19 protein-coding genes and 1 pseudogene are annotated in these 20,489 nt (G+C 69.5%); 10 read left to right on the top strand and 10 right to left on the bottom strand.

Going from position 1 to position 20,489, the window contains the following annotated elements:
- The first annotated feature begins 149 nt into the window (after positions 1-149).
- Positions 150-953, top strand: a complete 804-nt coding sequence (locus ACIRRY_RS28105; RefSeq protein WP_403977603.1) for an SAM-dependent methyltransferase — start codon at positions 150-152, stop codon at positions 951-953.
- 17 nt (positions 954-970) lie between these two features.
- Here ACIRRY_RS28105 and ACIRRY_RS28110 read toward each other — a convergent pair whose 3' ends face one another.
- Together ACIRRY_RS28110 and ACIRRY_RS28115 are read right to left on the bottom strand one after the other, a co-directional pair.
- A complete protein-coding gene (locus ACIRRY_RS28110; RefSeq protein ID WP_403978344.1) occupies positions 971-1,861 on the bottom strand; it encodes a helix-turn-helix domain-containing protein in 891 nt (296 codons plus the stop codon).
- Positions 1,862-2,025: 164 nt separating this feature from the next.
- Positions 2,026-2,340 carry a DUF397 domain-containing protein gene (locus ACIRRY_RS28115; RefSeq protein ID WP_403977605.1) on the bottom strand — a complete coding sequence of 105 codons (315 nt, stop codon included), beginning with the start codon at positions 2,338-2,340 and terminating at the stop codon, positions 2,026-2,028.
- A gap of 196 nt (positions 2,341-2,536) precedes the next feature.
- On the opposite strand from ACIRRY_RS28115, the gene ACIRRY_RS28120 reads away from it, so the two are divergent.
- Complete coding sequence (locus tag ACIRRY_RS28120) at positions 2,537-3,364, top strand: DUF1684 domain-containing protein (RefSeq protein WP_403977607.1); 828 nt, start codon at positions 2,537-2,539, stop codon at positions 3,362-3,364.
- Positions 3,365-3,494: 130 nt separating this feature from the next.
- Positions 3,495-4,475: a helix-turn-helix domain-containing protein gene (locus ACIRRY_RS28125; RefSeq protein WP_403977609.1), complete on the top strand. Its 981-nt coding sequence runs from the start codon at positions 3,495-3,497 to the stop codon at positions 4,473-4,475.
- A gap of 24 nt (positions 4,476-4,499) precedes the next feature.
- Here ACIRRY_RS28125 and ACIRRY_RS28130 read toward each other — a convergent pair whose 3' ends face one another.
- Together ACIRRY_RS28130 and ACIRRY_RS28135 are read right to left on the bottom strand one after the other, a co-directional pair.
- Positions 4,500-5,879, bottom strand: a complete 1,380-nt coding sequence (locus tag ACIRRY_RS28130) for an NtaA/DmoA family FMN-dependent monooxygenase (RefSeq protein WP_403977611.1) — start codon at positions 5,877-5,879, stop codon at positions 4,500-4,502.
- Entirely contained in the window at positions 5,876-6,976 is a 1,101-nt protein-coding gene (locus tag ACIRRY_RS28135; RefSeq protein ID WP_403977613.1) for an LLM class flavin-dependent oxidoreductase, read from the bottom strand. The genes ACIRRY_RS28130 and ACIRRY_RS28135 overlap by 4 nt, the downstream gene beginning before the upstream one ends.
- 469 nt (positions 6,977-7,445) lie before the next feature.
- Between ACIRRY_RS28135 and ACIRRY_RS28140 the strand changes: the two genes are divergently transcribed.
- Entirely contained in the window at positions 7,446-8,216 is a 771-nt protein-coding gene (locus tag ACIRRY_RS28140) for an alpha/beta hydrolase (protein WP_403977615.1), read from the top strand.
- Here ACIRRY_RS28140 and ACIRRY_RS28145 read toward each other — a convergent pair.
- Positions 8,205-9,454: pseudogene (locus tag ACIRRY_RS28145) on the bottom strand (4-hydroxybenzoate 3-monooxygenase). The gene ACIRRY_RS28140 and the pseudogene ACIRRY_RS28145 sit on opposite strands and share 12 nt — an antisense overlap.
- A 56-nt stretch (positions 9,455-9,510) precedes the next feature.
- On the bottom strand, positions 9,511-9,933 hold the full coding sequence (locus ACIRRY_RS28150) for a hypothetical protein (RefSeq protein ID WP_403977617.1): 423 nt from the start codon (positions 9,931-9,933) through the stop codon (positions 9,511-9,513).
- A gap of 268 nt (positions 9,934-10,201) precedes the next feature.
- On the opposite strand from ACIRRY_RS28150, the gene ACIRRY_RS28155 reads away from it, so the two are divergent.
- Positions 10,202-12,388: an MMPL family transporter gene (locus ACIRRY_RS28155; protein WP_403977619.1), complete on the top strand. Its 2,187-nt coding sequence runs from the start codon at positions 10,202-10,204 to the stop codon at positions 12,386-12,388.
- A 151-nt stretch (positions 12,389-12,539) separates the two neighbouring features.
- Here ACIRRY_RS28155 and ACIRRY_RS28160 read toward each other — a convergent pair whose 3' ends face one another.
- Entirely contained in the window at positions 12,540-12,902 is a 363-nt protein-coding gene (locus ACIRRY_RS28160; protein ID WP_403977621.1) for an STAS domain-containing protein, read from the bottom strand.
- Positions 12,903-13,072: 170 nt separating this feature from the next.
- On the opposite strand from ACIRRY_RS28160, the gene ACIRRY_RS28165 reads away from it, so the two are divergent.
- Positions 13,073-13,582, top strand: coding sequence for an ATP-binding protein (locus ACIRRY_RS28165; protein WP_403977623.1), 510 nt, complete (start codon positions 13,073-13,075; stop codon positions 13,580-13,582).
- 5 nt (positions 13,583-13,587) lie between these two features.
- Here ACIRRY_RS28165 and ACIRRY_RS28170 read toward each other — a convergent pair whose 3' ends face one another.
- Positions 13,588-14,331 carry a class I SAM-dependent methyltransferase gene (locus tag ACIRRY_RS28170; RefSeq protein WP_403977625.1) on the bottom strand — a complete coding sequence of 248 codons (744 nt, stop codon included), beginning with the start codon at positions 14,329-14,331 and terminating at the stop codon, positions 13,588-13,590.
- A gap of 302 nt (positions 14,332-14,633) precedes the next feature.
- Here ACIRRY_RS28170 and ACIRRY_RS28175 point away from each other — a divergent pair, with 302 nt between their 5' ends.
- Positions 14,634-15,710 carry a hypothetical protein gene (locus ACIRRY_RS28175; RefSeq protein ID WP_403977627.1) on the top strand — a complete coding sequence of 359 codons (1,077 nt, stop codon included), beginning with the start codon at positions 14,634-14,636 and terminating at the stop codon, positions 15,708-15,710.
- A gap of 3 nt (positions 15,711-15,713) precedes the next feature.
- Here ACIRRY_RS28175 and ACIRRY_RS28180 read toward each other — a convergent pair whose 3' ends face one another.
- The gene (locus ACIRRY_RS28180) at positions 15,714-16,610 is read right to left on the bottom strand and encodes an alpha/beta fold hydrolase (protein WP_403977629.1); all 897 of its coding nucleotides are present in this window, start codon (positions 16,608-16,610) and stop codon (positions 15,714-15,716) included.
- A gap of 241 nt (positions 16,611-16,851) precedes the next feature.
- Here ACIRRY_RS28180 and ACIRRY_RS28185 point away from each other — a divergent pair, with 241 nt between their 5' ends.
- Both ACIRRY_RS28185 and ACIRRY_RS28190 read left to right on the top strand, forming a co-directional pair.
- Positions 16,852-17,679: an alpha/beta fold hydrolase gene (locus ACIRRY_RS28185; RefSeq protein ID WP_403977631.1), complete on the top strand. Its 828-nt coding sequence runs from the start codon at positions 16,852-16,854 to the stop codon at positions 17,677-17,679.
- A gap of 177 nt (positions 17,680-17,856) precedes the next feature.
- Positions 17,857-18,429, top strand: coding sequence for a Dps family protein (locus ACIRRY_RS28190; RefSeq protein WP_403977633.1), 573 nt, complete (start codon positions 17,857-17,859; stop codon positions 18,427-18,429).
- Positions 18,430-18,649: 220 nt separating this feature from the next.
- On the opposite strand, the gene ACIRRY_RS28195 is transcribed toward ACIRRY_RS28190, so the two are convergent.
- Positions 18,650-19,135: a MarR family transcriptional regulator gene (locus tag ACIRRY_RS28195; protein ID WP_403977635.1), complete on the bottom strand. Its 486-nt coding sequence runs from the start codon at positions 19,133-19,135 to the stop codon at positions 18,650-18,652.
- A gap of 160 nt (positions 19,136-19,295) precedes the next feature.
- Here ACIRRY_RS28195 and ACIRRY_RS28200 point away from each other — a divergent pair, with 160 nt between their 5' ends.
- Positions 19,296-20,447, top strand: coding sequence for a PP2C family protein-serine/threonine phosphatase (locus tag ACIRRY_RS28200; RefSeq protein ID WP_403977637.1), 1,152 nt, complete (start codon positions 19,296-19,298; stop codon positions 20,445-20,447).
- Positions 20,448-20,489: the final 42 nt, after the last annotated feature.

Below are 20,489 nucleotides of genomic sequence, written 5' to 3' on the forward strand. Positions count from 1 at the left end.
GGCCGAAAGCGTGCCCCAACCCCGAAAAGACCGCACCTCACAAACACAGAGTCCCCGTCAGCACACCGACGAGGACTCATGAACGATCGAGGCTAGGATGGGCAACTCCCCTTCGGACGGGGCGGAATCGGCGAGGGGACGGGCCGTTGGTGGAGAACAATCATGTCGATCTGTCGTTGCCCAGTGCGGCACGGATGTACGACTGGCTGCTGGGTGGCAGCAACAACTTCGAAGCGGACCGGAATGCCTGCGAGTTATTGCTCGAGGTGGCACCCACCTCGCGTGAGATCGCGCTGAACAACCGGTGGTTCCTCCAGCGTGTGGTCCGGGTGCTGGCCGAGGAACACGGGATAAGGCAGTTCATCGATTTCGGCTCGGGTCTTCCGACGCAGCGCAATGTGCACCAGATCGCGCAGGAAGTCGACCCCGATTCCCATGTCGTCTATATCGACAACGATCCCGTGGTCCTGTCGCTGGGCCAGTCCCTGCTCGACGAGAACGACAACACCGCGATCCTGTCGGTCGACATGACGGACACCGACACGATCTTCGGGCACCCGGACTTCACCCGGCTCATCGACTTCACCCGGCCGGCGGTCGCCCTGTTCATCTCCGTACTGCACTGCCTGCCGGACAGCGCCGGCCCAAAGGCCTTGGTGGAGCGGGTCGTCGACAGGCTCGTCCCGGGCAGCTTCGTCGTCGTGTGCCAGCTCGTGAGCGACGATCCCAAGGTGCGCGATGACGTCACCGAACTCATGCGGGTCCAGACCGGGGGCCATTGGGGCAGGGTCCGGGAGGAGGCCGACGTGGCGGAGATCTTCGAGGGGCTCCTCGTGGAGGATCCGGGACTCGTCGACGTGACCGACTGGCGACCCGAGTCCGAGCTCCAGCAGCGCCAACGGAGCATCGAGTGGACCGAGTTCGGCGGGCTGGGGAGAGTTCCGCCCCGGTAGCGGACCGTGCTCGGCGACTAGGAGTACCGCTCGACGGCCTCGTCCAGCATGCGTCGGCTCTCCATGGGTGAGGCACACGCCTCGCCCTGGATGCGCAGCAGGAGCTGGAGATGCCGCTCGAAGTCGTTCTCCTTCGTCGGCCAGGGCCGGGCCCGCTCCTCGGCGCTCAGCGCGGGCTTGTTGTAGTAGTCGGCCTTGCGGTAGCCCTCGACGTAGACGAGGTCGGGAAGGCCGCCGCGACCGAACTGGAGGTGGGCCATGCCGCCCGCCATCGAGGCCTCGTTGCCCGCGATCATCCGGTCGAGGAGCACGAACCGGACGGTGATGTGCGGGAGTCGGGCCATCGCCGCCAGGTGGCGCATCTGGTCGCGCATCACCTGGTCCGAGCCGGCCCGCCGCAACAGGACGGACTCGTCCATGAGGAACACGCAGCGCGGCGGTTCGGCCTGGCCGAACACCCGTTCCTGACGCTCCCGGCGCATGGCGACCCGGAGCGCCATCTCGGGGCTGTCCCACTCCGTGAGGTGCAGGCCCGTGCGGAGGATGCAGCTCGCGTACTCGGGAGTCTGCAACAGGCCCGACACCAGACGTACGTCGTACGTGGTGAGCCCGATGGCGACGGACTCCAGGCCGAGGAGCCGTCGCAGGTAGTCGGGGGTGCAGTCGTCGAATCTGTTCTGGAACCATTCCGGTTCCTGGGCGCGGGAGAACAACATCGTCAACTCGTCCCGGACCGGTCCGTCGAGTTTCAGACAGGTCATCACCGCTTCGACCGTGCGCCTTTCGGGCATGGAATCGGCGTTTTCCAGGCGACTGATCGTCGAGTTCGAAACGAGGATGGCTTTCGCCAGCTCTTTCTGTGTGAGACCGGCCGTATCACGCACATCCTTGACGGCAAGACCGAGCATGATGACGGCCGCTGTCTTTGTCGTGTCCGGCCCGACCGTATGCCGGGCCAGACGATTGATCGGAATCAGATCCGGGGACACGCCTTCTCCTTCGGCGGGCAGTCAGCTTCACATGATGACACGCCCGATCCGGAGGAGTTGCCCGAACTTGTCTACTCCGCCGCCTAGTTGGACGTGGCGAGGGTGTCGAACTCGCCCCTCTTCGCACCGTCGAGGAAAGCGTTCATCTCCTCCGCGGTAAAGATCAGTGCGGGTCCGGTGGGGTCGGTCGAGTTCCGTACGGCCACGCCGCCCCGGGGCAGCGCGGCCAGTTCGACGCACATGCCGTTCGCTTCGGACATGCGGCTCTTCACCCATGTTCCCGGGATGAGATCGGAAGCCATTCCGTTCGTGAAGTTCTGCATCGGGGACGGACCCTCTCCGCTCGACAAGACCGCTTTTCGACCAGCACACACGACAGCCCCATGAAATCCCGTCATGCAATTTCATGGCTCGACGTGGAAGAAATGCTAGCGGCTGGAAATCGAACAATGCCGTCCCACGTACGGGTGGAAGGTGCCCCGGCTGACACAAAGCTGTCACACGCGCACCGGAATCCCGCGCCGGGCGGCCGGGGTTGGCACTGGTACGACCCCGCTCAGAGGCCGGGGCCCGCACGACGAAGGAGCGACGACCATGACCGTTGACCTGACGACGACGGATCTCCAGGCTTTCACCCAGGACTGGCTGGAGTGGTATCGCGGGCAGGAGGAACGGCTCGCCGCTCCGCACGGGTTCCTGGCGATCACCGGGCTGCACTGGCTCGACGACCGGCCGCAGCGGTTCCCGGACGCGCCGGGCGCCTGGTGGACCGACGCGGCCGGGGTCGCCGTGGCCCTCGACGACGGTGAGGAACTCGTCGTGGACGGAACGCCGGTGCGGGGTGAGCACCGCTTCGGTGTACTGCCCGAGCGGGGCGGGGTCGACGCGGTCTGGGGCGATGCCGTGATCGAGGTCGCCAAGCGCGGCGGGAACGACATCGTGCGGCCCCGGCATCCGGACACGCCGCTGCGCACCGACTTCGCCGGTACGCCCGCCTACGCGCCGGATCCCCGCTGGGTGGTCCAGGGCCGCTACACGGCCTTCGACACACCGCGTCCGACGACCGTGGGCGCGGCGGTCGAGGGACTTGAGCACGTGTACGACGCCCCGGGCCGGGTCGAGTTCGAACTGGACGGGCGTCCGCTGGCCCTGACCGCGTTCCCCGGACGGGGGCCGGGCAGCCTGCTGGTGCTCTTCACCGACGCCACCTCCGGGGTGACCACCTACGCCGCGAACCGGGCCCTCGCCCTCACCCCGCCGGCCGCCGACGGCACGGTCGTCCTGGACTTCAACCGCGCGACGAACCTGCCGTGCGCCTACACCGACCTGGCCACCTGCCCGCTGCCCCCGGCGGAGAACCGGCTGCCGGTGGCCGTCGAGGCCGGGCAGAAGACACCCCGTGAGCGCGGAGGCGCTGCCTGACACGACCCTGCGTCCCCCGTCGACAACCATGCGCGCCCCTCAGTCGTCCCCTCATAGGGGCGCGCCGGTTCTCGCGCGGTCCTGCCCCTCACCGGCACTGCGTACCGATGTCGAGCGGGAAAGAGGCCGCATGCTCCGTATCCACTTCACCTCGCGGGACCTGCAGCACATCTGGGTCGCCCGTCGGCCGCACGTTCTCTGGGAACTCGTGTGCGGTGTCTGCCGGTTGGACGCGCGGCAGGGGGCGCTGGAGTTCGGGCACTGGCGCCGGTCGGTGCGTGAGGGGTTGGCGGAGGATCCGCGTGCGCGGCGCGCCCTGTCGCCGTTACAGACCCTGATTCCCTCCGTGGGGTACATCCCCGACTTCCTCACGCCGTCGGTCCCGGACGGCGGGCTGGCCGCAGGGCTCGACGAGGTGCGGGCCACGTCTCGCACCCGGCTGACCCGTGAGCTGTCCCGGCTCGCCGAGTCGCAGCCGCTGCCGCCCTGGGTGTCCACCCTCGACAGGCCGGGCAGCAAAGGCCTGGTGGCATTCACGCGAGCCCTGGAGGTGTCCGCCGAGACGCTGCTCGAACCGTACTGGCCGCGTATCCGGACAGCCGTCGGCGACGACGTCGAGCTGCGGTCACGGGCGCTCCTGGACGGCGGCACCTCCGCGCTGCTCAACACGCTGCGCCCGCACGCCCGTTGGCAGGCCCCCGTCCTAGAGGTGGACTATCCCGTCGACCGGGAACTCCACCTCGAAGGGCGCGGCCTGCTGCTCGTCCCGTCGTACTTCTGCTGGCGCAGACCCACCGCGCTCGCCGACCCCACGCTCGGGCCGGTGCTGGTCTACCCGGTCGCCAAACATCCCCTGGAGATCGTCCGCGCGAGCCGGGACGGGCTGGAGCGGCTGCTGGGCCGTACCCGGACGGTCGTCCTCGCCCATCTCGCCGACCATGGCGCGCGGACGACGTCCGAGGTGGCCGCGGCAGCCGACATCGCGCTGCCCGGCGCCAGTTACCAGCTCGGCATCCTGCGCGAGGGAGGCCTGATCGCCAGTCGCCGGGAGGGCCAGTACGTACGGCACTCGGCAACTACCCTGGGTCTGCGCCTCCTTGACGAGCACTGACCGCCCGGGCGATGCCGAGTCGGTCTACAGGGCGCGGCGGGTGAGGGGTTCGCGCAGGCCCAGGTGTTCGCGGAGCGTCGTACCGGTGTAGTCGGTGCGGTAGACGCCGCGTTCCTGGAGTGCGGGCACGAGCAGGTCGACGATGTCGTCCAGGCCGTCGGGGATCAGGTACGGCGTGACGTTGAAGCCGTCGACCGCGCCGTGCCGGACGTAGTGGGCGAACTTGTCCGCGAGGCCTTCCGGGGTGCCGACATGGCCGCGCTGGGGGCCGAGCGCGATGACGGTCTCGCGCAGCGACCATCGGTTCGCGTCGGCCTTCTCCCGCCATTCGGCGACGACTTGGCGGGGGTCGGTGATCCGCCGGGCGCCGAAGGAACCGTCGTTCTCGGCGACGACCGGGTCCTCCTTGGGCAACGGCCCGTCGGCGTCGCGGCCGGAGAGGTCGATGCCCCACAGCAGTCCGGCGATGCCCAACGCCGTTGCGGGGGTGACCTGTTGGAGACGGATCCAGCGCTTCTTCTCCAGGGCCTCCTCCTCCGTGGCGCCGATGATGATCTCGGTGCCCGGGAGGATGCGCAGGTCGTCCTCGGGGCGGCCGACGGCCCGCAGCCGGGCCCGTAGGTCGTCGGCGAAGGCGAGCGCGTCGTCGAAGTCGTTGCCGTGCGCGGAGAAGATGACGTCGGCGTTGCGGGCGGCGAAGTCGCGGCCCTCGCCCGAGTCCCCGGCCTGGAAGATCACCGGGTGTCCCTGGGCGCTGCGCGGCAGGGTGGGGGCGAGGTCGACGTCGAACTGCGGTCCCTGGTGGCGGACTTGGCGCACGGCGTCGGATGCCGCCCAGGTCTCGGCGCCGGCCGAGCCGGAGACGGCGCCGTCCGTCCAGCCGTCCCAGAGCGCGCGGGCGACGGTGAGGAACTCCTCGGCGCGCCGGTAGCGGTCGGCGTGGTCGAGGTAGCCGCCGCGGCGGAAGTTGGCGCCGGTCCAGGCGTTGTCGGTGGTCACCACGTTCCAGCCGGCGCGGCCCTCGGAGAGCAGGTCGAGGCCGGACAGGCGGCGGGCGAGGTCGGTGGGTTCGTTGAAGGTGGTGTTGGAGGTGCTGACCAGGCCGATGCGGTCGGTCATGGCGGCGAGCGCGGCGAGTTGGGTGATGGCGTCGGGCCGTCCGGCGACGTCGAGGTCGTGGATCTGGCCGTCGACCTCGCGCAGCCGCAGCCCCTCCCCCAGGAAGAACGCGTCGAACAGGCCGCGTTCGGCGGTCTGGGCGACGCGCCGGAAGTTCGCGGGGTCGATCTGGGAGCCGCTGGCCGGGTCGGACCAGACGGTCCAGTGGTTGACGCCCTGGAAGAAGACGCCCAAGTGGAGTTGCGCGTCGGGGCGGGGGACGTCGAGGGGGTCGGTGCGGGTCATCGGGCTTCCTCCTGGGCGGCCGCGGCGGCGTACCGGTTCGCGGGCCGGTCGAGGCCCAGGTGTGTGCGCAAGGTCGCGGCGGGCAGGGGCCGTAGTGCGTGCCGTCGTTCGAAGAGGTGGGGCAGGACCAGCCGGGACAGTTCCGGCAGGTCCTCGTCCAGGACGAGCGGGTGCAGGCGCACTCCGTCCACCACGTCCCTCAACTCCCCCAGCAGCGCGGCGAGTCCGGCGGCGGAGCCGATGTGGCGCAGCCGTCCGCGGTCGGTCCAGGGCGTGTGGCGTTCGAGGTCGGCGACGCGTTCCTCGGCGGTGGCGTCCGCGGTGTCGAGGGCGATCTCGATCTCGGCGAAGGTGCGGGGTGTTCCGGCGGCGGACGCGCTCGCCGTGACGGCGGCGAGGTCGTGGCCGTCGACGAGTGCGACGTCGAGGAGTTCGCCGGGCACGCGGTCGGGCCGGCCGAGCACGACGAGTTGGCCCTGCGGCGGACGCGGCACGATCGCCGGGCCCTTCACGGTGTAGGTGTCGCCGGTGAAGTCGACGTAGTGCAGCCGGTCGCGGTCGAGGTAGCGGCTGGTGGCGACCGAGCGGATGACCGCGTCGTCCTCCCACGAGTCCCACAGCTCCCGGACGACCTCGACGCCGTCACGGGACTCACGGGCACGGGCCGCTGCCCCGTCCACTAGCGGGCGCCCCCAGACGGAGGCCGCCTCGGACCGTGTCTCCTCGCTCACCAGCCACCCGGCGCGGCCGACCGAGATGTGGTCCAGGGACGCCAACTGGCTTGAGACATGGAAGGGTTCGGCGTAGGTGAGCGGTACGACGGGCGCGATACCGACGACACTCGTCGACGCGGCGATGAACGCGGCCCGCTCCACCGCGCCGATCCGGCCGACCGCGTCGGGTCCGGCGCCGGGCGGGAGTGCGCCGTCGTCCAGGGTGAGCAGGGTGAACCCGGCGTTCTCCGCGTCGACGGCGACCCGGGCCACGCGGCGCGGGCTCAGCAGATGGTCGGGCGAGTGGGCGGCGCGGCGCCAGGCCGCGGGATGGGCGCCGTCACCGTCGATTTCGAGGGCGAGCCGCAGGGCGGGGCCGGACATGGTGGTTCCTTCCGAGAACACGTGGAGACGGCCGGCCCGAGGGACCGACACGGGTCAGGGACGTACGGAAGGACAGACCGCGGAGGCGGTACGGCAGTAGTCGACATGCCGCCGGATGATCAGCCGCGCGCCCGGGACGACACCATGAGGTGCGGCGTCACGTGCGCGCATGGGGGCCTCCACCCGTCCGGGAGCGATCGCCTCAACCTACGTCGTCGGCCCCGGAAGATGTCAAGACATTAGATGCACACGCATACGGCAGTACGGCGACGGCCTGCGAGCAACAAAGCGTTGGCCGCGCTCACGGGCGGGCTGCTAACTTGCCGTAGGCCGTGACAGCACGCGAGGAGGTGAGACCCATGAACACAGTATCCAGGTGGGTGCTCCCCCTCTTCTCCACGGTTGGGCCAGCGACCTAGAGGTCGCCGGGAGCGCCGCACGACAAGGCGATCCCGAAGGGCAACACCCCATGAATTCACAGCACTTCCACTTCACCGCGGAGACGACGTCGAACGGCGTCATCCAGCACGACTTCACCATGGGTGAGGTCACCGGCGCCCTCTGGTCACCCGCATCCGGTGCCGATCGCGCGCCCCTGGTCCTGATGGGACACGGCGGCGGCAACCACCGGAAGTCCCCCGCCATGACGGGCCGCGCCCAACTCCTCGTGGCGCACGGCGGTTTCCACGTCGCCGTCATCGACGCACCCGGCCACGGCGGTCGCCCCCGCACAGCGCACGACGAGCGCGAGATCGCCACGATGCAGAAGGCGATGGCGGCGGGCGAACCCGTCGGTGAGATCGTCGTCCGGTACAACGCCCACCTCGCGGAGCGTGCCGTACCGGAGTGGCTGGCGACCCTCGACGCCCTCCAGGAGCTGCCGGAGATCGGTGCCGACGGACCCGTCGGCTACTACGGCCTCAATATGGGCACCGCGATCGGGGTGCCGCTGACGGCGGCCGAACCCCGCATCACCGCCGCGGTGTTCGGCCTCTTCTGGTACGACGAGTCGCTCGCCGAGTCGGCGCGGCGGATCACCGTTCCGATCGAGTTCGCGCTCCAGTGGGACGACGAACACATCCCCCGCCCGTCCGGTCTCGCGTTGTTCGACGCCTTCGCCTCGAAGGAGAAGTCGTTGCACATCAACTCGGGCGCGCACAAGGAGCTGCCCAGGTTCGAGGCGGACAGCGCGGTCCGGTTCTTCGCCCGGCATCTGACCGGCGGCGGCTCAACTGCCTGACAGGTCAACGCGGTTGCGCCCGGTGTCCTCTCCGAAGTCCATGCCCGTCATGAGTTCGGAGAAGGCGCCGGCCGCGCCGGGGGACGTGAAGAGCCGGTCGAGCCGGGCGCGGGCCAAACTGCGGTGAAAAGGACCGGAGTTGGTGGCATCACCGGCGTCGTGGAGCATGCGGGTCATCCAGTGGGAGAACTCCTGGTCGTTCCAGACCCGGCGCAGGCACCGCTCCGAATAGGTGCGCAGGGCCGTGTCGTCGTCGTCGCGGACGGAGTCCCGCACGGCTCGGGCGAAGAGATCGGCGTCGTAGAGAGCGAGGTTCATGCCCTTGCCGCCCATCGGCGAGACGATGTGCGCGGCGTCGCCGACGAGGAAGAGGCTGCCGTAGTGCATCGGGTCGTGGACCAGGCTGCGGAGGCGGAAGATCTCGCGTTCGGTGATCGGGCCGGAGACGAGGGCCGGGTCGCCGAGCCGGGTGCGCAGCGCGTCCCAGACGCGGGTGTCGGACCAGGCGTCGGGGTGGTCGTCGGGCGGGCACTGGAGGTAGTAGCGGCTGGCGTACGGGCCGCGCGGGAAGTGCGCGGCGAAGCCCTGCGGACTCACGGCCAGGAGCGGATGGGCCGGCGGCGGGGCGTCGGCCATGACCGTCAGCCACCCGATCCCGTGATCGAAGGCGTACGGCGTGAGCGCCCCGTCGGGGACGGACGTGCGGCTGATGCCGTGGTCGCCGTCGCAGCCCGCGACGAAGGAGCAGGTGATCGTACGGAGTTCGCCGTCCGCGGTGCGGTAGCGGACGGTGGGGTGCTCGCCGGTCAGGTCGTGCAGGGAGACGTCCGCGGCCTCGAAGCGCAGGTCGCCGCCGTCCTCCAGATACGCGGCGGTGAGTTCTGGACCAGCATCTGCTGGGGGCAGAGGCGGGCGGTGGGGCCCTCGGAGCCGTCGTAGTCGTTCACCAGATGTGTCTCGCCGTCGACCCGGAGTTCCAGGATGCCGTCGTGCGGGACACCGCCCAGGACACGGTCGGCGAGCCCCCAGGAGGCGAACATGCGGACGGCGCGGGTCTCGACGATGCCGGCTCGCTGGCGCTGTGCCACGTACTCGCGGGTCTGCCGTTCCAGGACGACGCAGTCGATCCCGCTGCGCCGCAGCAGGTTCGCGACGGTCAGTCCGGCCGGGCCCGCACCGATGACCACTACCGTCGTGGATTCCGGCGACCCGCTCAACTCCCGCACTCTGTCGGTCACTTGACCACCTCCGGAAGCACCCTACCGACGCCGGGGCCCGGCCGGCCGGTGGCCGGTCACTTCACCTCGATCGTCACCTTCCAGGTCTCGACGATCAGGGGGCAGAGGCTGCCGGGGTCGGGGACGCAGCGGCGTTGTGCGCTGACGGTGGCGACGCCCGCGGATACCGCGTGGAAGACGGCCGTGGCGTCTCCGGACGGGTATGTGGCGTCGGAAGCATGTGTGAGCACCGCGGAGTTGCCGGATTCCGGAGCGGTCCAGGTGTAGGTGAATCCGCGCTCGCGGGAGTGGGTGAGCCGGATCTCCACATCGCCACCGGAACTCGCGGGCACCGTGCGGCCGTTGTCCGAGTTCGTGAGCACGGCGCGCCCGACCACGCGTACGTGCGGCGGCTGACCCTGGGCGGCGGCGGACGTCGTGACCGCCACGAGGACCAACCCCGCGGCTCCAAAAGCCGTGGACCACTTCGCTGTTCCCATGATTCCCTCTCCTCGCACCCGCCGGGCCGGCGGTCGTGCCGCCCAGCGGGTCAACGGGGCGGAGGAGGACGGGTCACCGACAACCACCCGTTCGTGCGGACCCTGTGCCGCAGCAATGCGCGTGTGATGAATCGTCACGCGTGACCGATAGGACAAGAAGACAGACAACCGTTCGACCGGACCCACGGGTGAGGACCGGTCGGGGTCGCCGATGCCGGGGTCCGCTCCCCGGGCTGCGGTGATCTTCCTTCCCAGGAGGACCTCCCGCATGTTTCGACGTATTGGCAAGGGCGTCGTCAGACACCCTGTCTGGACGATCGTGGCATGGCTGATCGCGGCGGTGGCGATTGTCGCCACCGCCCCGGGCCTGCCGTCCAACAGCGACGAGAGCAGTTTCCTGCCCAAGAGCTACGAGTCCATCAAAGCGGCGGATCTCCAGGTGAAGGCGTTCCCCAGCGCCTTCACCCCGTCCGCGATCGCGCTGTACCAACGCACCGACGGCGGAAAGCTCACCGCCGCCGACAAGAAGGACGTCGCCCGGATCACGACCGAACTGGGCGAGAAGCACATCGACCAGGTGCAGAAGGTGGTCCCCGGCCAGCCGTCGAAGGACGGCAGGTACACCATGACCCTGGTCCAGATGGACAGCAAGAACGCCGGTCAGCCCGTACAGGCGGATGCCGCGAAGGTGCTGCGGGACGACGTGAAGCAACTGGCCAAGGGCACGGACCTCGACGTGAAGCTGGGCGGTTCCGCCGCGCAGGCCCTCGACCAGCAGGACTCCTCCAAGCGCGGTGAGGCGCTGATCGGCATCGGCACCTTCCTCATCATCCTGGTGACCCTGCTGATCATCTTCCGCGCGCCGATCCTCGCGTTCCTGCCGCTGGTGCTGATCGGAGTGGTGGCGTCCATCGCCAACGGGCTGATCGCGTACGCCACCAAGCTGTTCGGCCTCCAGGCCAACAGTTCCGTCTCGTCGATCCTGATCGTCGTGCTGTTCGGCGTGGGCACGGACTACTTCCTGTTCCTGATGTTCCGCTACCGGGAACGCCTGCGGGCGGGTGACGAGCCGAAGCAGGCCATGGTCAACGCGGTCGCCCGGGTCGGCGAGGCCATCGCGTCGGCGGCCGGCGCGGTCATCATCGCGTTCCTCGCGCTGGTGCTGTCGACACTGGGCTTCCTCAAGCAGATGGGGCCGGCGCTGGCCATCTCGGTCACCGTCACGCTGATCGCCGGCCTGACCCTGATCCCGGCCGTGGTGTCGCTGATCGGACCGAAGGTCTTCTGGCCCTCCAAGTCGTGGCAACGGGAGCCGGAGAACGCCCGGTTCGCCGCCCTCGGCCGCGGTGTGCAGCGCCGGCCCGCGCTGACGGCCGCGCTCTCCGGGCTCGTCCTCGTGGCGCTGTCGCTGGGCACCCTCGGCTACAAGGCCACCTTCGACCTGGCCTCGGGTTCCATGCCCAAGACCAAGGAGTCGATGGTCGTCCAGGACGAGATGCAGAAGGCGTACTCGGCGGGTGCCGCCGCCCCCACCGACGTCTATCTCTCCAGCACCGACGGCGGGCCGCTCGACAAGTCCGCCTTCACCTCCTACGCGGAGAAGCTCGGGGCCGTCGACGGTGTGGCGAGCGCCCGGATGAGCCAGGTCAACCCGGGCGGCACCACGGCCGACTTCACCGTCACGCTGAAGTACGAGGCGTCCACGGAGAAGGCGATCGACGCGGTGGGCCGGGTGCGCGAGGTCGCGCACTCCGCCGCGCCCGACGGCACCGAGGCGCTGGTCGGCGGTATGTCCTCGATCTACAAGGACATCGACTCCGCGGTCAACCACGACTACCGGACCGTCTTCCCCGTCGCCGCCCTGCTGATCATGCTGATCCTGGGGCTGCTGCTGCGCAGTGTGGTCGCGCCCTGGTACCTCATCGCCTCGGTGGGGCTCGGCTTCGGCGCCACCCTCGGCGCGACCGTCTGGATCTTCCAGGACGCGCAGGGCCACCCCGGGCTGATGTTCATGCTCCCGGTGATCATGTATCTGTTCGTGGTCGCCATCGGCACGGACTACAACATCCTGATGATCGCCCGGCTCCGAGAGGAGGCCCGCGAGGGCCGCGATCCGCGCGAGGCGGCGAGCATGGCGCTACGGCACGCGGGGCCCACCGTGGCCGCGGCCGGTTTCATCCTCGCGGCGACCTTCGCGACGATGATGCTGGCGGGCAACGCGCTGCTCACCGAGATGGGTTTCGCCGTCTCCTTCGGCATCGCCGTCGCCGCGTTCGTGATGGCGATGTTCTTCACGCCCAGCCTCACCGCCCTGATCGGCCACGCCGCCTGGTGGCCCGGGAACGCCGACCGCTCCAGGGAGACCACGGCCGACCCGGACACCGTTTCCGACACCTCCTCCGACACCGGAGAACAGGACTCGGTCACCCAGGGTCCGACGGGCCGTCGCGGGTAGTACGGCGCGGGGGCCCGTCCGCCGGTCCGTACGACCGGCGGACAGGCCCCACGTCGTGAAACGCCGTCCACCTCAAGGGAGTTCACCAGGATACGGCAGTTGACGGGCTCGTGCGGCCAAGGGTCCGTTCCCGTGCGGCAGGTGGCAACGGTCAGTTCTCGAGGGCCTGTTGGACGGTCGGGTGGCAGTCGATGAATCCGTCGATCCCGACGAGTTGGATGATGCGCAGCACGGACGGGGCGGCCCCGGCCAGTCGCAGCCAACCGCCCGATTCGGCGAGCGAGCTGTGCACGGCGATGAGGATGTTGATGCCGCTGGAGTCCATGAAGGTGACAGCGCTCAGGTCGATGACAACGCGAGGCGCGGCGCCCTCCGGTGGGTCCAGCGCCTCCCGCAGCGAGCCGCCTGTCTGATGGTCGATCTCTCCGGCCGCGGCCACGACCAAGGTGCCGTCGACGATGTCGGTCCTGACCGACAACCGCCCCGGCTGCCCCGCTTGTTCGGTGTTCACCATCGGTCCTCATACACAAGTCGGTGAGCGATACGGATCAGGATTTCATCCGAAGTGCTGCCCCGCATCGTACGGTTGATGCTTGTGTCCGGTGGAGCCGACAGAAAATGACGGAGTGCGCGTTGCCTCACGGGGTATGCGCCGGGCACGCGGAAGGCGGTGAAACGATCCGGATGGAACCAGATTCATCGGAGGACGATGACACAGCGCCGCAGGCCCAGGCCTTGCGGTCCACCGTGGCGTTGGACGGGGACGGCTCGTGCATCGCCGAGGCCCGTCGGCTGGCCGCGCTGTTCCTCGCCCGGGCGCGGACCGAGTACGGGCTGCCGGTGTCTGCCCGCGCCATGGATCTCACGCAGCTGGTGGTGAGCGAGTTGGTCACCAACGCCCGTAAGTACGCGCCCGGTCCGGTGTTGATGGATCTACGGATCGTCGATTCCCTGGTCGAGGTGGAGGTGTGGGACTCCGACCCGGTGCTGCCGGTCGCCCGTGCCGCCGATGCCCAACGGGTGGGGCAGCACGGCCTGGAGATCGTACGGGCCGTGGCACGAGGCTTCGAGGTCCGGCGCGAACCCGTCGGCAAACGCATCACCGCCCGCATCCCGTTGACGGATGCCGCGGACGGCGCGGACGGCGCGGACGGCGCGCACGGCGCCAAGAACCCGCTCACACCGCCCAGTTGAGGCGGCTACGGCATCGCAGGGATCTGGTAGACGGAGACGTGATCACGCGACTCGGCGGTGAACTCCGCGCCGGACCAGTCCCCATGCCTGCTCTCCAGCTCGAACCCGGCCAGTTGGCCCATGAGGTCGAGTTCGGCCGGCCAGATGTAGCGGTGCGGGCTGCGCCCCAGATGCGCCTGCTCGGTCTCGTCGTACCGGAAGTGGTGCGACACGACGCGCTGGTGCAGGACGTCGTAGGTGTCCAGGCCGATGTAGTCGGCGTCGGTCCGCCAGACGGTCGCCGTCTGTCCCGGCGGAAGTCTGCGCAACTCCGGTACCCAGAGCTCGACCACGAACCGGCCGCCCGGCATCAGATGGCGCGCGGCGTTGCGGAAGCACTCGACCTGTTCGGCCTGGGTGAGCAGGTTCGAGATCGTGTTGTAGACGAGATAGACCAGGCTGTACGTCCCGGGCGCCACGGTGGTCGCCATGTCACCGATGATCACGGGGATCGTCGTCTCGTCGGCCTTGGTGCGCAGTCGCTCCACCATCGGCACCGACAACTCGATACCCGTGACAGGGACTCCAAGCTCGGCGAGCGGCACGGCCACCCGCCCGGTCCCGATGGCGAATTCGAGCGCCGCCCCGTCGCCCGCGAGTTGCGCGAGACGGTCCACGGTCGGTTCCAGAGTGCCGGGCGCGAACATGCCGGTGCCGGGGGTGTCGTACCGCTGGGCAACGTCGGCGTTCCAGATCGTCTCCTGTCGCATTGGGTCAACGCTCGCCGCCCGCCGATGTGTTGTCCAACGAATTTCCCTGCCACGGGCTCACTCCGTGACTCACTCCGGTGGCTCACTCCGGTGCCCCAGGCCGCTGCCGCCGGCATCGCGTGAGCGGGCGTCGCCGAGCCGGGTGAAGCGTTCGAAGCCCCGCTCGACGGGTTTCTCTGTCAGCGCGCTCGCCGGAATGGAGCTTCCCGTCCGTCCGTGTCCGCAACTACGTTGCCAGTCCCGCGACTTGAGATGAGAGCCGGTCGGCGGGCACACCAACGGTCCATTGCATACTGACGCCCATGCAGACAACGGAGCGCGCGCTCAGACGCGCTTGGCACAACGTAACGGCGGGCTCCGACCTGCTCGACGACATCATGTTCCCGCCCGTCGGCACATCGGGGGACCACTACACACAGCGCGTGGGCGACTCCGGTAGCCTCTTCCTCGTTCCGGACGAGGACGGCACCGTGCGCGGATACCGCGGCCCGCACTGGGAGTTCTTCGCCACCCGGGACCACGACCAGGTGCTGTACTTCGTCGCGGAGCAAGCGGTCCGTGATCTCGCCGAACACATCGTGGCCCACTCCCCCGGCCGCGGACCCGCCGTCAATCTCGTCACCGGTCAGGCCGAGTTGCTGGACCGGATCAACCCCGCGTGGGGCAGCAGATTCCGCGACGGCGGCATGGACAACGTGGACGGTGCGGACCGTACGCGACCGTGCGGACGCGACCCCCTGGAGCGCTTCGCCTGGATCGTCCGCGAGTGGCGCGACCAGAATCCCTACACCACCCTGGCCTTCTTTCGCGGCGAGGACGTCAGCGCCGAACAGATCACCCTGCTCCACGGGGCCGACCCGGAGCAGATCTCCACCAGGACACGCCTGTTGGATCTGCATGACCTGGACGAGTTGGGCCACGAGTACGGGGACCTCGCCTGGCAGACATTCTGCTTCGGCGACGCGGGCGGTTGGGCGTTCCTGATGTACCACGAGACACCACCCGGTTTCCGGGCCGACGCTGAGGCTCTCGCCCGGCTCGGCGTCACGGAGACCGTGCGGCTGACCGCCACGTCCGCGAAGGGCCTCTACTCCTTCACCTACACGCGGGAGGGGCGTCGCGTCGACGAAGGCCGGGGCACACCGGAGTTGCTCGGGTACGAACGGGGCCGCGCCCCCTATTACCGTGGCGGCCAACTCGACTTCCTCAACCGGGCGTTGCGCCGCGCCGAACTGGACCACCCTTACCTGATGGACGACTTCGAGCTGTACTTCCACGCTCTGGAGGTCTCGCTCGGTCTTCAACTCCCCCAGCAGGACATCAAGGACGGAAAGGTCCGAGCCGCGCGGTGGGCGCGCGGCGACACGGGCCGGGCTTAGCGGTCAGGCGGTCACCGTCTCGACGTGGTGGACGAACTCGCCAATGTGGTTGGCGAGTTCGGGCCACAGTTCCTGCGGAAGGCCGTGGCCCATTCCGGCCAGGATCAGCAGTTCGGCGCCGGGGACGGCGGCTGCCGTGGCTCGGCCTCCGCTGACGTCGCACACGAGGTCGTCCGCGCCGTGCACCACCAGTGTCGGCACCCGCAGTGACCGCAGCCGTTCGGTGCGGTCGCCCGTGGCCACGACGGCGAGGCCCTGGCGCTGGATGCCGAGGGGGTCGTATCCGCGGTCGAAGACCCGGCCGGCCCGCTCGGCCGCCGCGGCCGTGTCGAAAGCGAAGCCCGGGGACGCGACCAGCCGCAGGGCGCGCACCTGCCACTCGACGAAGGCCTCCCGTTCCCGCGGCGGTGCTCCCAGTCCGGCGAACACGGAGAAGTCGGCCTCCCCCACTCCGGGTTCACCGGTCGTGGACATCATCGAGGTGAGCGAGCGGGCCCGGTCCGGGTACTCGATCGCGATCATCTGGGCGATCATGCCGCCCATCGAGGAGCCGACGAGGTGCACGCCGGTGAGGCCGAGCGCGTCGAGCAGACCGACGGTGTCGGCCGCCAGGTCGGAGAGCGTGTAGGACGCCGAGGAGAGGTCGCCGGCCAGGGCCGCCGCGAAGTCCGGCACGGGTGCGTCGGGGAAGTGGGTCGAGCGGCCGGCGTCGCGGGTGTCGAAGCGGATCACGTGCAGGCCCCGGTCGACCAGCGCCCGGCAGAATCCCTCGGGCCAATTGATCATCTGGGCGCCCGCTCCCATGATCAGCAGGACCGGAGTGGCCTCCGGGTCACCGAAGCGTTCGTAGGCGATCTCGATTCCGGACGGGCCGACGTTCCGCGCTGTCATTTCTGGCATGGCCGAAACGGTAGCCATCGCACGGGCGGGAAAGATCGATCCACGGTCCGACGTTTTTCCCTGGCCCCCGGGTTACGGTGGAAGCGGCCCAGGAATTCGCTCGACACGCGGGAGCACCGCGACTCACCTAGAGTGTTGTGGTCGACGTGTTGATTCCGGTCGGCTCTCGCCGCCGACCCCTTTCCGTCGGTTCCCCGTGTGACGTACTCAAGCAGTCCGAGCATTTCGGGAGGAAAACACCATGCCCTTCGCCACCAGTACGGACGGCACGCAGATCTTCTACAAGGACTGGGGAGCGGGACAGCCCGTCGTCTTCTCCCACGGCTGGCCACTGACCGCCGACGCGTGGGATCCCCAACTGAAGGTGATGGCCGACAACGGCTTCCGGGCCGTGGCCCACGACCGGCGCGGGGGCGGCCGTTCCGGCCAGCCCTGGGACGGCAACAACCTCGACACGTACGCCGACGACCTGGCCTCGGTCATCGAGGCCCTGGACCTCCACGACGTGATCCTGGTCGGGCACTCGACCGGTGGCGGTGAGGTCACCCGCTACCTCGGCCGGCACGGTTCCGGCCGGGTCGCCAAGGCCGTGCTGGTCGGGGCGATCCCGCCGCTCATGCTCAAGACGGACGCCAATCCGGAGGGGCTGCCGATCGAGGTCTTCGACGGGATCCGCGACGGTGTGGAGACGGACCGTTCGCAGTTCTACAAAGATCTCAGTGCCACGTTCTACGGCGCCAACCGGGACGACTCGACCGTCACCCAGGGAACCCGTGACGAGTTCTGGCTCTGGAGCATGACCGTGGGAATCAAGGGCGCTTATGACTGCGTCAAGGCATTCTCCGAGACCGATCTCACCGAGGACCTGAAGAAGATCGACGTCCCCACTTTGATCGTGCACGGCGACGACGACCAGATCGTTCCCATCGTGGCCTCCGGCGACAAATCGTCCAAGCTCGTCAAGGACGCGATCTACAAGGTCTATCCGGGCGCTCCGCACGGCCTGGCGATGGTGCCCAGGTTCGCCGAGCGGTTCAACGCGGATCTGCTGGAATTCGCCCGGAGTTGATTCGCGGAGACAGGGGCCGGACGACGGGCCGGAGGCCGAGGGCTTGCGGCCCGTCGCCATGTCGGGCGGCCCGCACGTGACGTATCACGCAGCGACGGCATGTCTGACCGCGTCGGACCCGGGCACCCGAGTGCAGGTAAGGAACCGCACGCCCTACCGAATTGCCTGAGGTGAACCATGACCGAGGAGATCAAGGACCTGACCCCGAAGTACACCGTTCCCGGCATCGAGCGCGAGGCCGCGGGCCGGCTGATCGGTGTGCTGCGACTGCGGCTCCACTCGCTGAACGATCTCCACCTGACGTTGAAGCACGTGCACTGGAACGTCGTCGGGCCGCACTTCATCGCCGTGCACGAGATGATCGACCCGCAGGTCGACCGGGTACGGGAGATGGCCGACGACGTGGCCGAGCGCATCGCCGCGCTCGGCGGGATCGCGCCGGGCACACCGGGGACGCTGGTGACCGAGCGGACCTGGGACGACTACTCGATCGGCCGGGCCGACGCCATCGCGCACCTCGGCGCGCTCGACCTCGTCTACACGGGGTTGGTCGAGGACCTCCGCGCCGGGATCAAGGAGGCGGGCGCGATCGACCCCGCCACCGAGGACCTGCTGATCGGGCAACTGCGCGACCTGGAGCAGTTCCAGTGGTTCGTGCGGGCGCATCTTGAGAGCTCGGGCGGCACGCTCGCCACCGGTGACGCGCACTCCGAGTCCGAGGCGGCGACAAAGGGCGCCGGACTCGGCTGACCGGCCCGCAACCTGCACCGAACTTCCCCCGCTCGACCACACGTCGGCACCGGCACCCGCGAAACTTGCCGTTTGACAACTATGGCCATGAGGCAAGAAAGTAGCGGGTGTCGTCGCAGCAGGGGGAAGGATCTGGGATGTCCCGGTCGGCGGGGGCCACTCCGTGCGCCGGCCACGAACAACGGGCGGCCGCCGAGCGGTCGGCTGCCGGACGGACCGGTCAGGCGGTACGGCTGCCCGAGGACTCGTCGTGGTCGTGTATCTGCGCCGACGCCACCGCGCAGAACGCCTCAAGACCGGTCAGCAGCGCGTTGCGCCCGGCGGCCGGCATCTGCGCAAGCACCGCACCGAGCGCCTCCTCGCGCCGGGCCCGCAGGTCCGACAGGAAGGCCCGCCCCAGGTTGCTGAGGTACAGGCGCACCTCGCGCCGGTCCGTGGGACTCACCTCGCGGTCGACGAACCCGGCGGCCTGCAGACGGTCGCACAGTCGGCTGGTCGACGGCGGTGTCGAGGCGAGGTGGTCGGCGAGGGTGCGCAGGTTGATGCCCTCGTGGTGTTCCAGGATGAACAGGACCCGCAGCTGCGAGGCGGACGCGGGCGCCGTCGAGGCGCGCCCCCACAGCACTTCCAGTAGTTCCGCGGCCGTCGAGGTGACGCGCGCTACCTCGGCGGGTTCGGGGCGGGGGTGGAAGGACGTCACGGTCACACTCTCGCAGGCACAGGGACGGGCCCCAGCCTACTAGGCACCCGCGACCGACACCGATGGACGAGACCACACGCGACGACGGGGCCGTACGGCCCACCGCAGGGCGGGCGACGCGTGCCCCGGGCGAGAGATTGGCATACCTACGATCGTGAACAGATTCATGGCTGTCGAGCGGGCGCTGCGCACAGCGGCTCCCCACGAACTGCCCGACGTCGTCGGCCGGGAGCTGGGCCTGCGGTACGCGGCGGACTCCGTGGACCTGCTCGTGGCCGACTACGGCCTGACCGTGCTGCAGCCCGTGACCGACCTGCCGCACACCCTGCCGGCGGTCTCCGTGCACAACACCCCGGCGGGCCGCGCCTTCGGAGCCCAAGAGCCGTTCGTGGAAGGGAACTTCGGCGACGGAAGCGTGCGGGTGCACCTTCCGATCAGCGTGCGCGGGGACCGTCTCGGCGTGCTCTCGGTGACGCTGCCCGGCGGCGAGCACGCACGTGACTGTCTGCCCGAACTGACCGAGCTGGCCGAGGTGTTGGGACACGAAGTGCTGGTCGCCGAGCGCGACACCGACCTCTATCTGCGGGCCCGGCGCAAGGACCGGCTGACGCTCGCGGCGGAGATGCAGTGGCAGTTGCTGCCCGGCCGCTCGTGCTCGCGCTCCGAGTTCGACCTGGGCGCGCAGTTGGAGCCCGCGTACGCGATCCACGGCGACAACTTCGACTGGTCCGCCACGGCCGACCACCTCACGCTCTACGTCTCGAACGGCATGGGCGAGGGCATAGAGGCCTCGCTCCTGACGAACCTCGTGGTCAACGCCCTGCGCAACGCACGCCGGGCGGGCATCCCGCTCGGCGACCAGGCGGCCCTCGCGGACCAGGCCGTGTACGCGCACTACCGGGGCCGTAGCCATATGTCCGTGTTGATGTTCGACTTCGACCTCACCACCGGGCGGGCGCGGGTGGTGGACGCCGGATCGCCGCAGACGCTGCGGCTGCGGGACGGGGTGGTGGAACGGATCGCGTTCGAGGCGCAGTTGCCGCTGGGCATGTTCGAGGAGACCGACTACGTCGAGCAGGACTTCCTGATCGCGCCCGGGGACCGGCTGCTGTTCGTCAGCGACGGGGTGTACGCCGTCGCCTCCCCCAAGGGCGAGGCCTACGGCGACGCGGCCCTGGCGCGGGCGATCCAGCACACGCGACTGCTGCCCGCCGCCGAGGTGCCGCGAGCGGTGCTGCGCGAGCTGACCGGCCATCGCGGCACGCCGACCCCGGACGACGACGCCTTGGTGGTGTGCCTGGACTGGCGGGGGCGGTGAGGTGTGCGGCGTCGTACCCCGCGACCAGCGGCGTGACGCTAG

Origin of the sequence: Streptomyces sp. NPDC101776 (genome assembly GCF_044766845.1) — a bacterium.
Taxonomy (GTDB): domain Bacteria; phylum Actinomycetota; class Actinomycetes; order Streptomycetales; family Streptomycetaceae; genus Streptomyces.

Excerpts from the sequence above, each read along its gene's own strand:
- ACIRRY_RS28115 (WP_403977605.1), bottom strand. The coding sequence starts at position 2,340 with ATGACGGGATTTCATGGGGCTGTCGTGTGTGCTGGTCGAAAAGCGGTC.
- ACIRRY_RS28150 (WP_403977617.1), bottom strand. The coding sequence starts at position 9,933 with ATGGGAACAGCGAAGTGGTCCACGGCTTTTGGAGCCGCGGGGTTGGTC.
- ACIRRY_RS28135 (WP_403977613.1), bottom strand. The coding sequence starts at position 6,976 with ATGTCCGGCCCCGCCCTGCGGCTCGCCCTCGAAATCGACGGTGACGGC.
- ACIRRY_RS28120 (WP_403977607.1), top strand. The coding sequence starts at position 2,537 with ATGACCGTTGACCTGACGACGACGGATCTCCAGGCTTTCACCCAGGAC.
- ACIRRY_RS28125 (WP_403977609.1), top strand. The coding sequence starts at position 3,495 with ATGCTCCGTATCCACTTCACCTCGCGGGACCTGCAGCACATCTGGGTC.
- ACIRRY_RS28130 (WP_403977611.1), bottom strand. The coding sequence starts at position 5,879 with ATGACCCGCACCGACCCCCTCGACGTCCCCCGCCCCGACGCGCAACTC.
- ACIRRY_RS28165 (WP_403977623.1), top strand. The coding sequence starts at position 13,073 with ATGGAACCAGATTCATCGGAGGACGATGACACAGCGCCGCAGGCCCAG.
- ACIRRY_RS28140 (WP_403977615.1), top strand. The coding sequence starts at position 7,446 with ATGAATTCACAGCACTTCCACTTCACCGCGGAGACGACGTCGAACGGC.
- ACIRRY_RS28170 (WP_403977625.1), bottom strand. The coding sequence starts at position 14,331 with ATGCGACAGGAGACGATCTGGAACGCCGACGTTGCCCAGCGGTACGAC.
- ACIRRY_RS28180 (WP_403977629.1), bottom strand. The coding sequence starts at position 16,610 with ATGCCAGAAATGACAGCGCGGAACGTCGGCCCGTCCGGAATCGAGATC.
- ACIRRY_RS28155 (WP_403977619.1), top strand. The coding sequence starts at position 10,202 with ATGTTTCGACGTATTGGCAAGGGCGTCGTCAGACACCCTGTCTGGACG.
- ACIRRY_RS28190 (WP_403977633.1), top strand. The coding sequence starts at position 17,857 with ATGACCGAGGAGATCAAGGACCTGACCCCGAAGTACACCGTTCCCGGC.
- ACIRRY_RS28200 (WP_403977637.1), top strand. The coding sequence starts at position 19,296 with ATGGCTGTCGAGCGGGCGCTGCGCACAGCGGCTCCCCACGAACTGCCC.
- ACIRRY_RS28185 (WP_403977631.1), top strand. The coding sequence starts at position 16,852 with ATGCCCTTCGCCACCAGTACGGACGGCACGCAGATCTTCTACAAGGAC.
- ACIRRY_RS28175 (WP_403977627.1), top strand. The coding sequence starts at position 14,634 with ATGCAGACAACGGAGCGCGCGCTCAGACGCGCTTGGCACAACGTAACG.
- ACIRRY_RS28160 (WP_403977621.1), bottom strand. The coding sequence starts at position 12,902 with ATGGTGAACACCGAACAAGCGGGGCAGCCGGGGCGGTTGTCGGTCAGG.
- ACIRRY_RS28110 (WP_403978344.1), bottom strand. The coding sequence starts at position 1,861 with ATGCTCGGTCTTGCCGTCAAGGATGTGCGTGATACGGCCGGTCTCACA.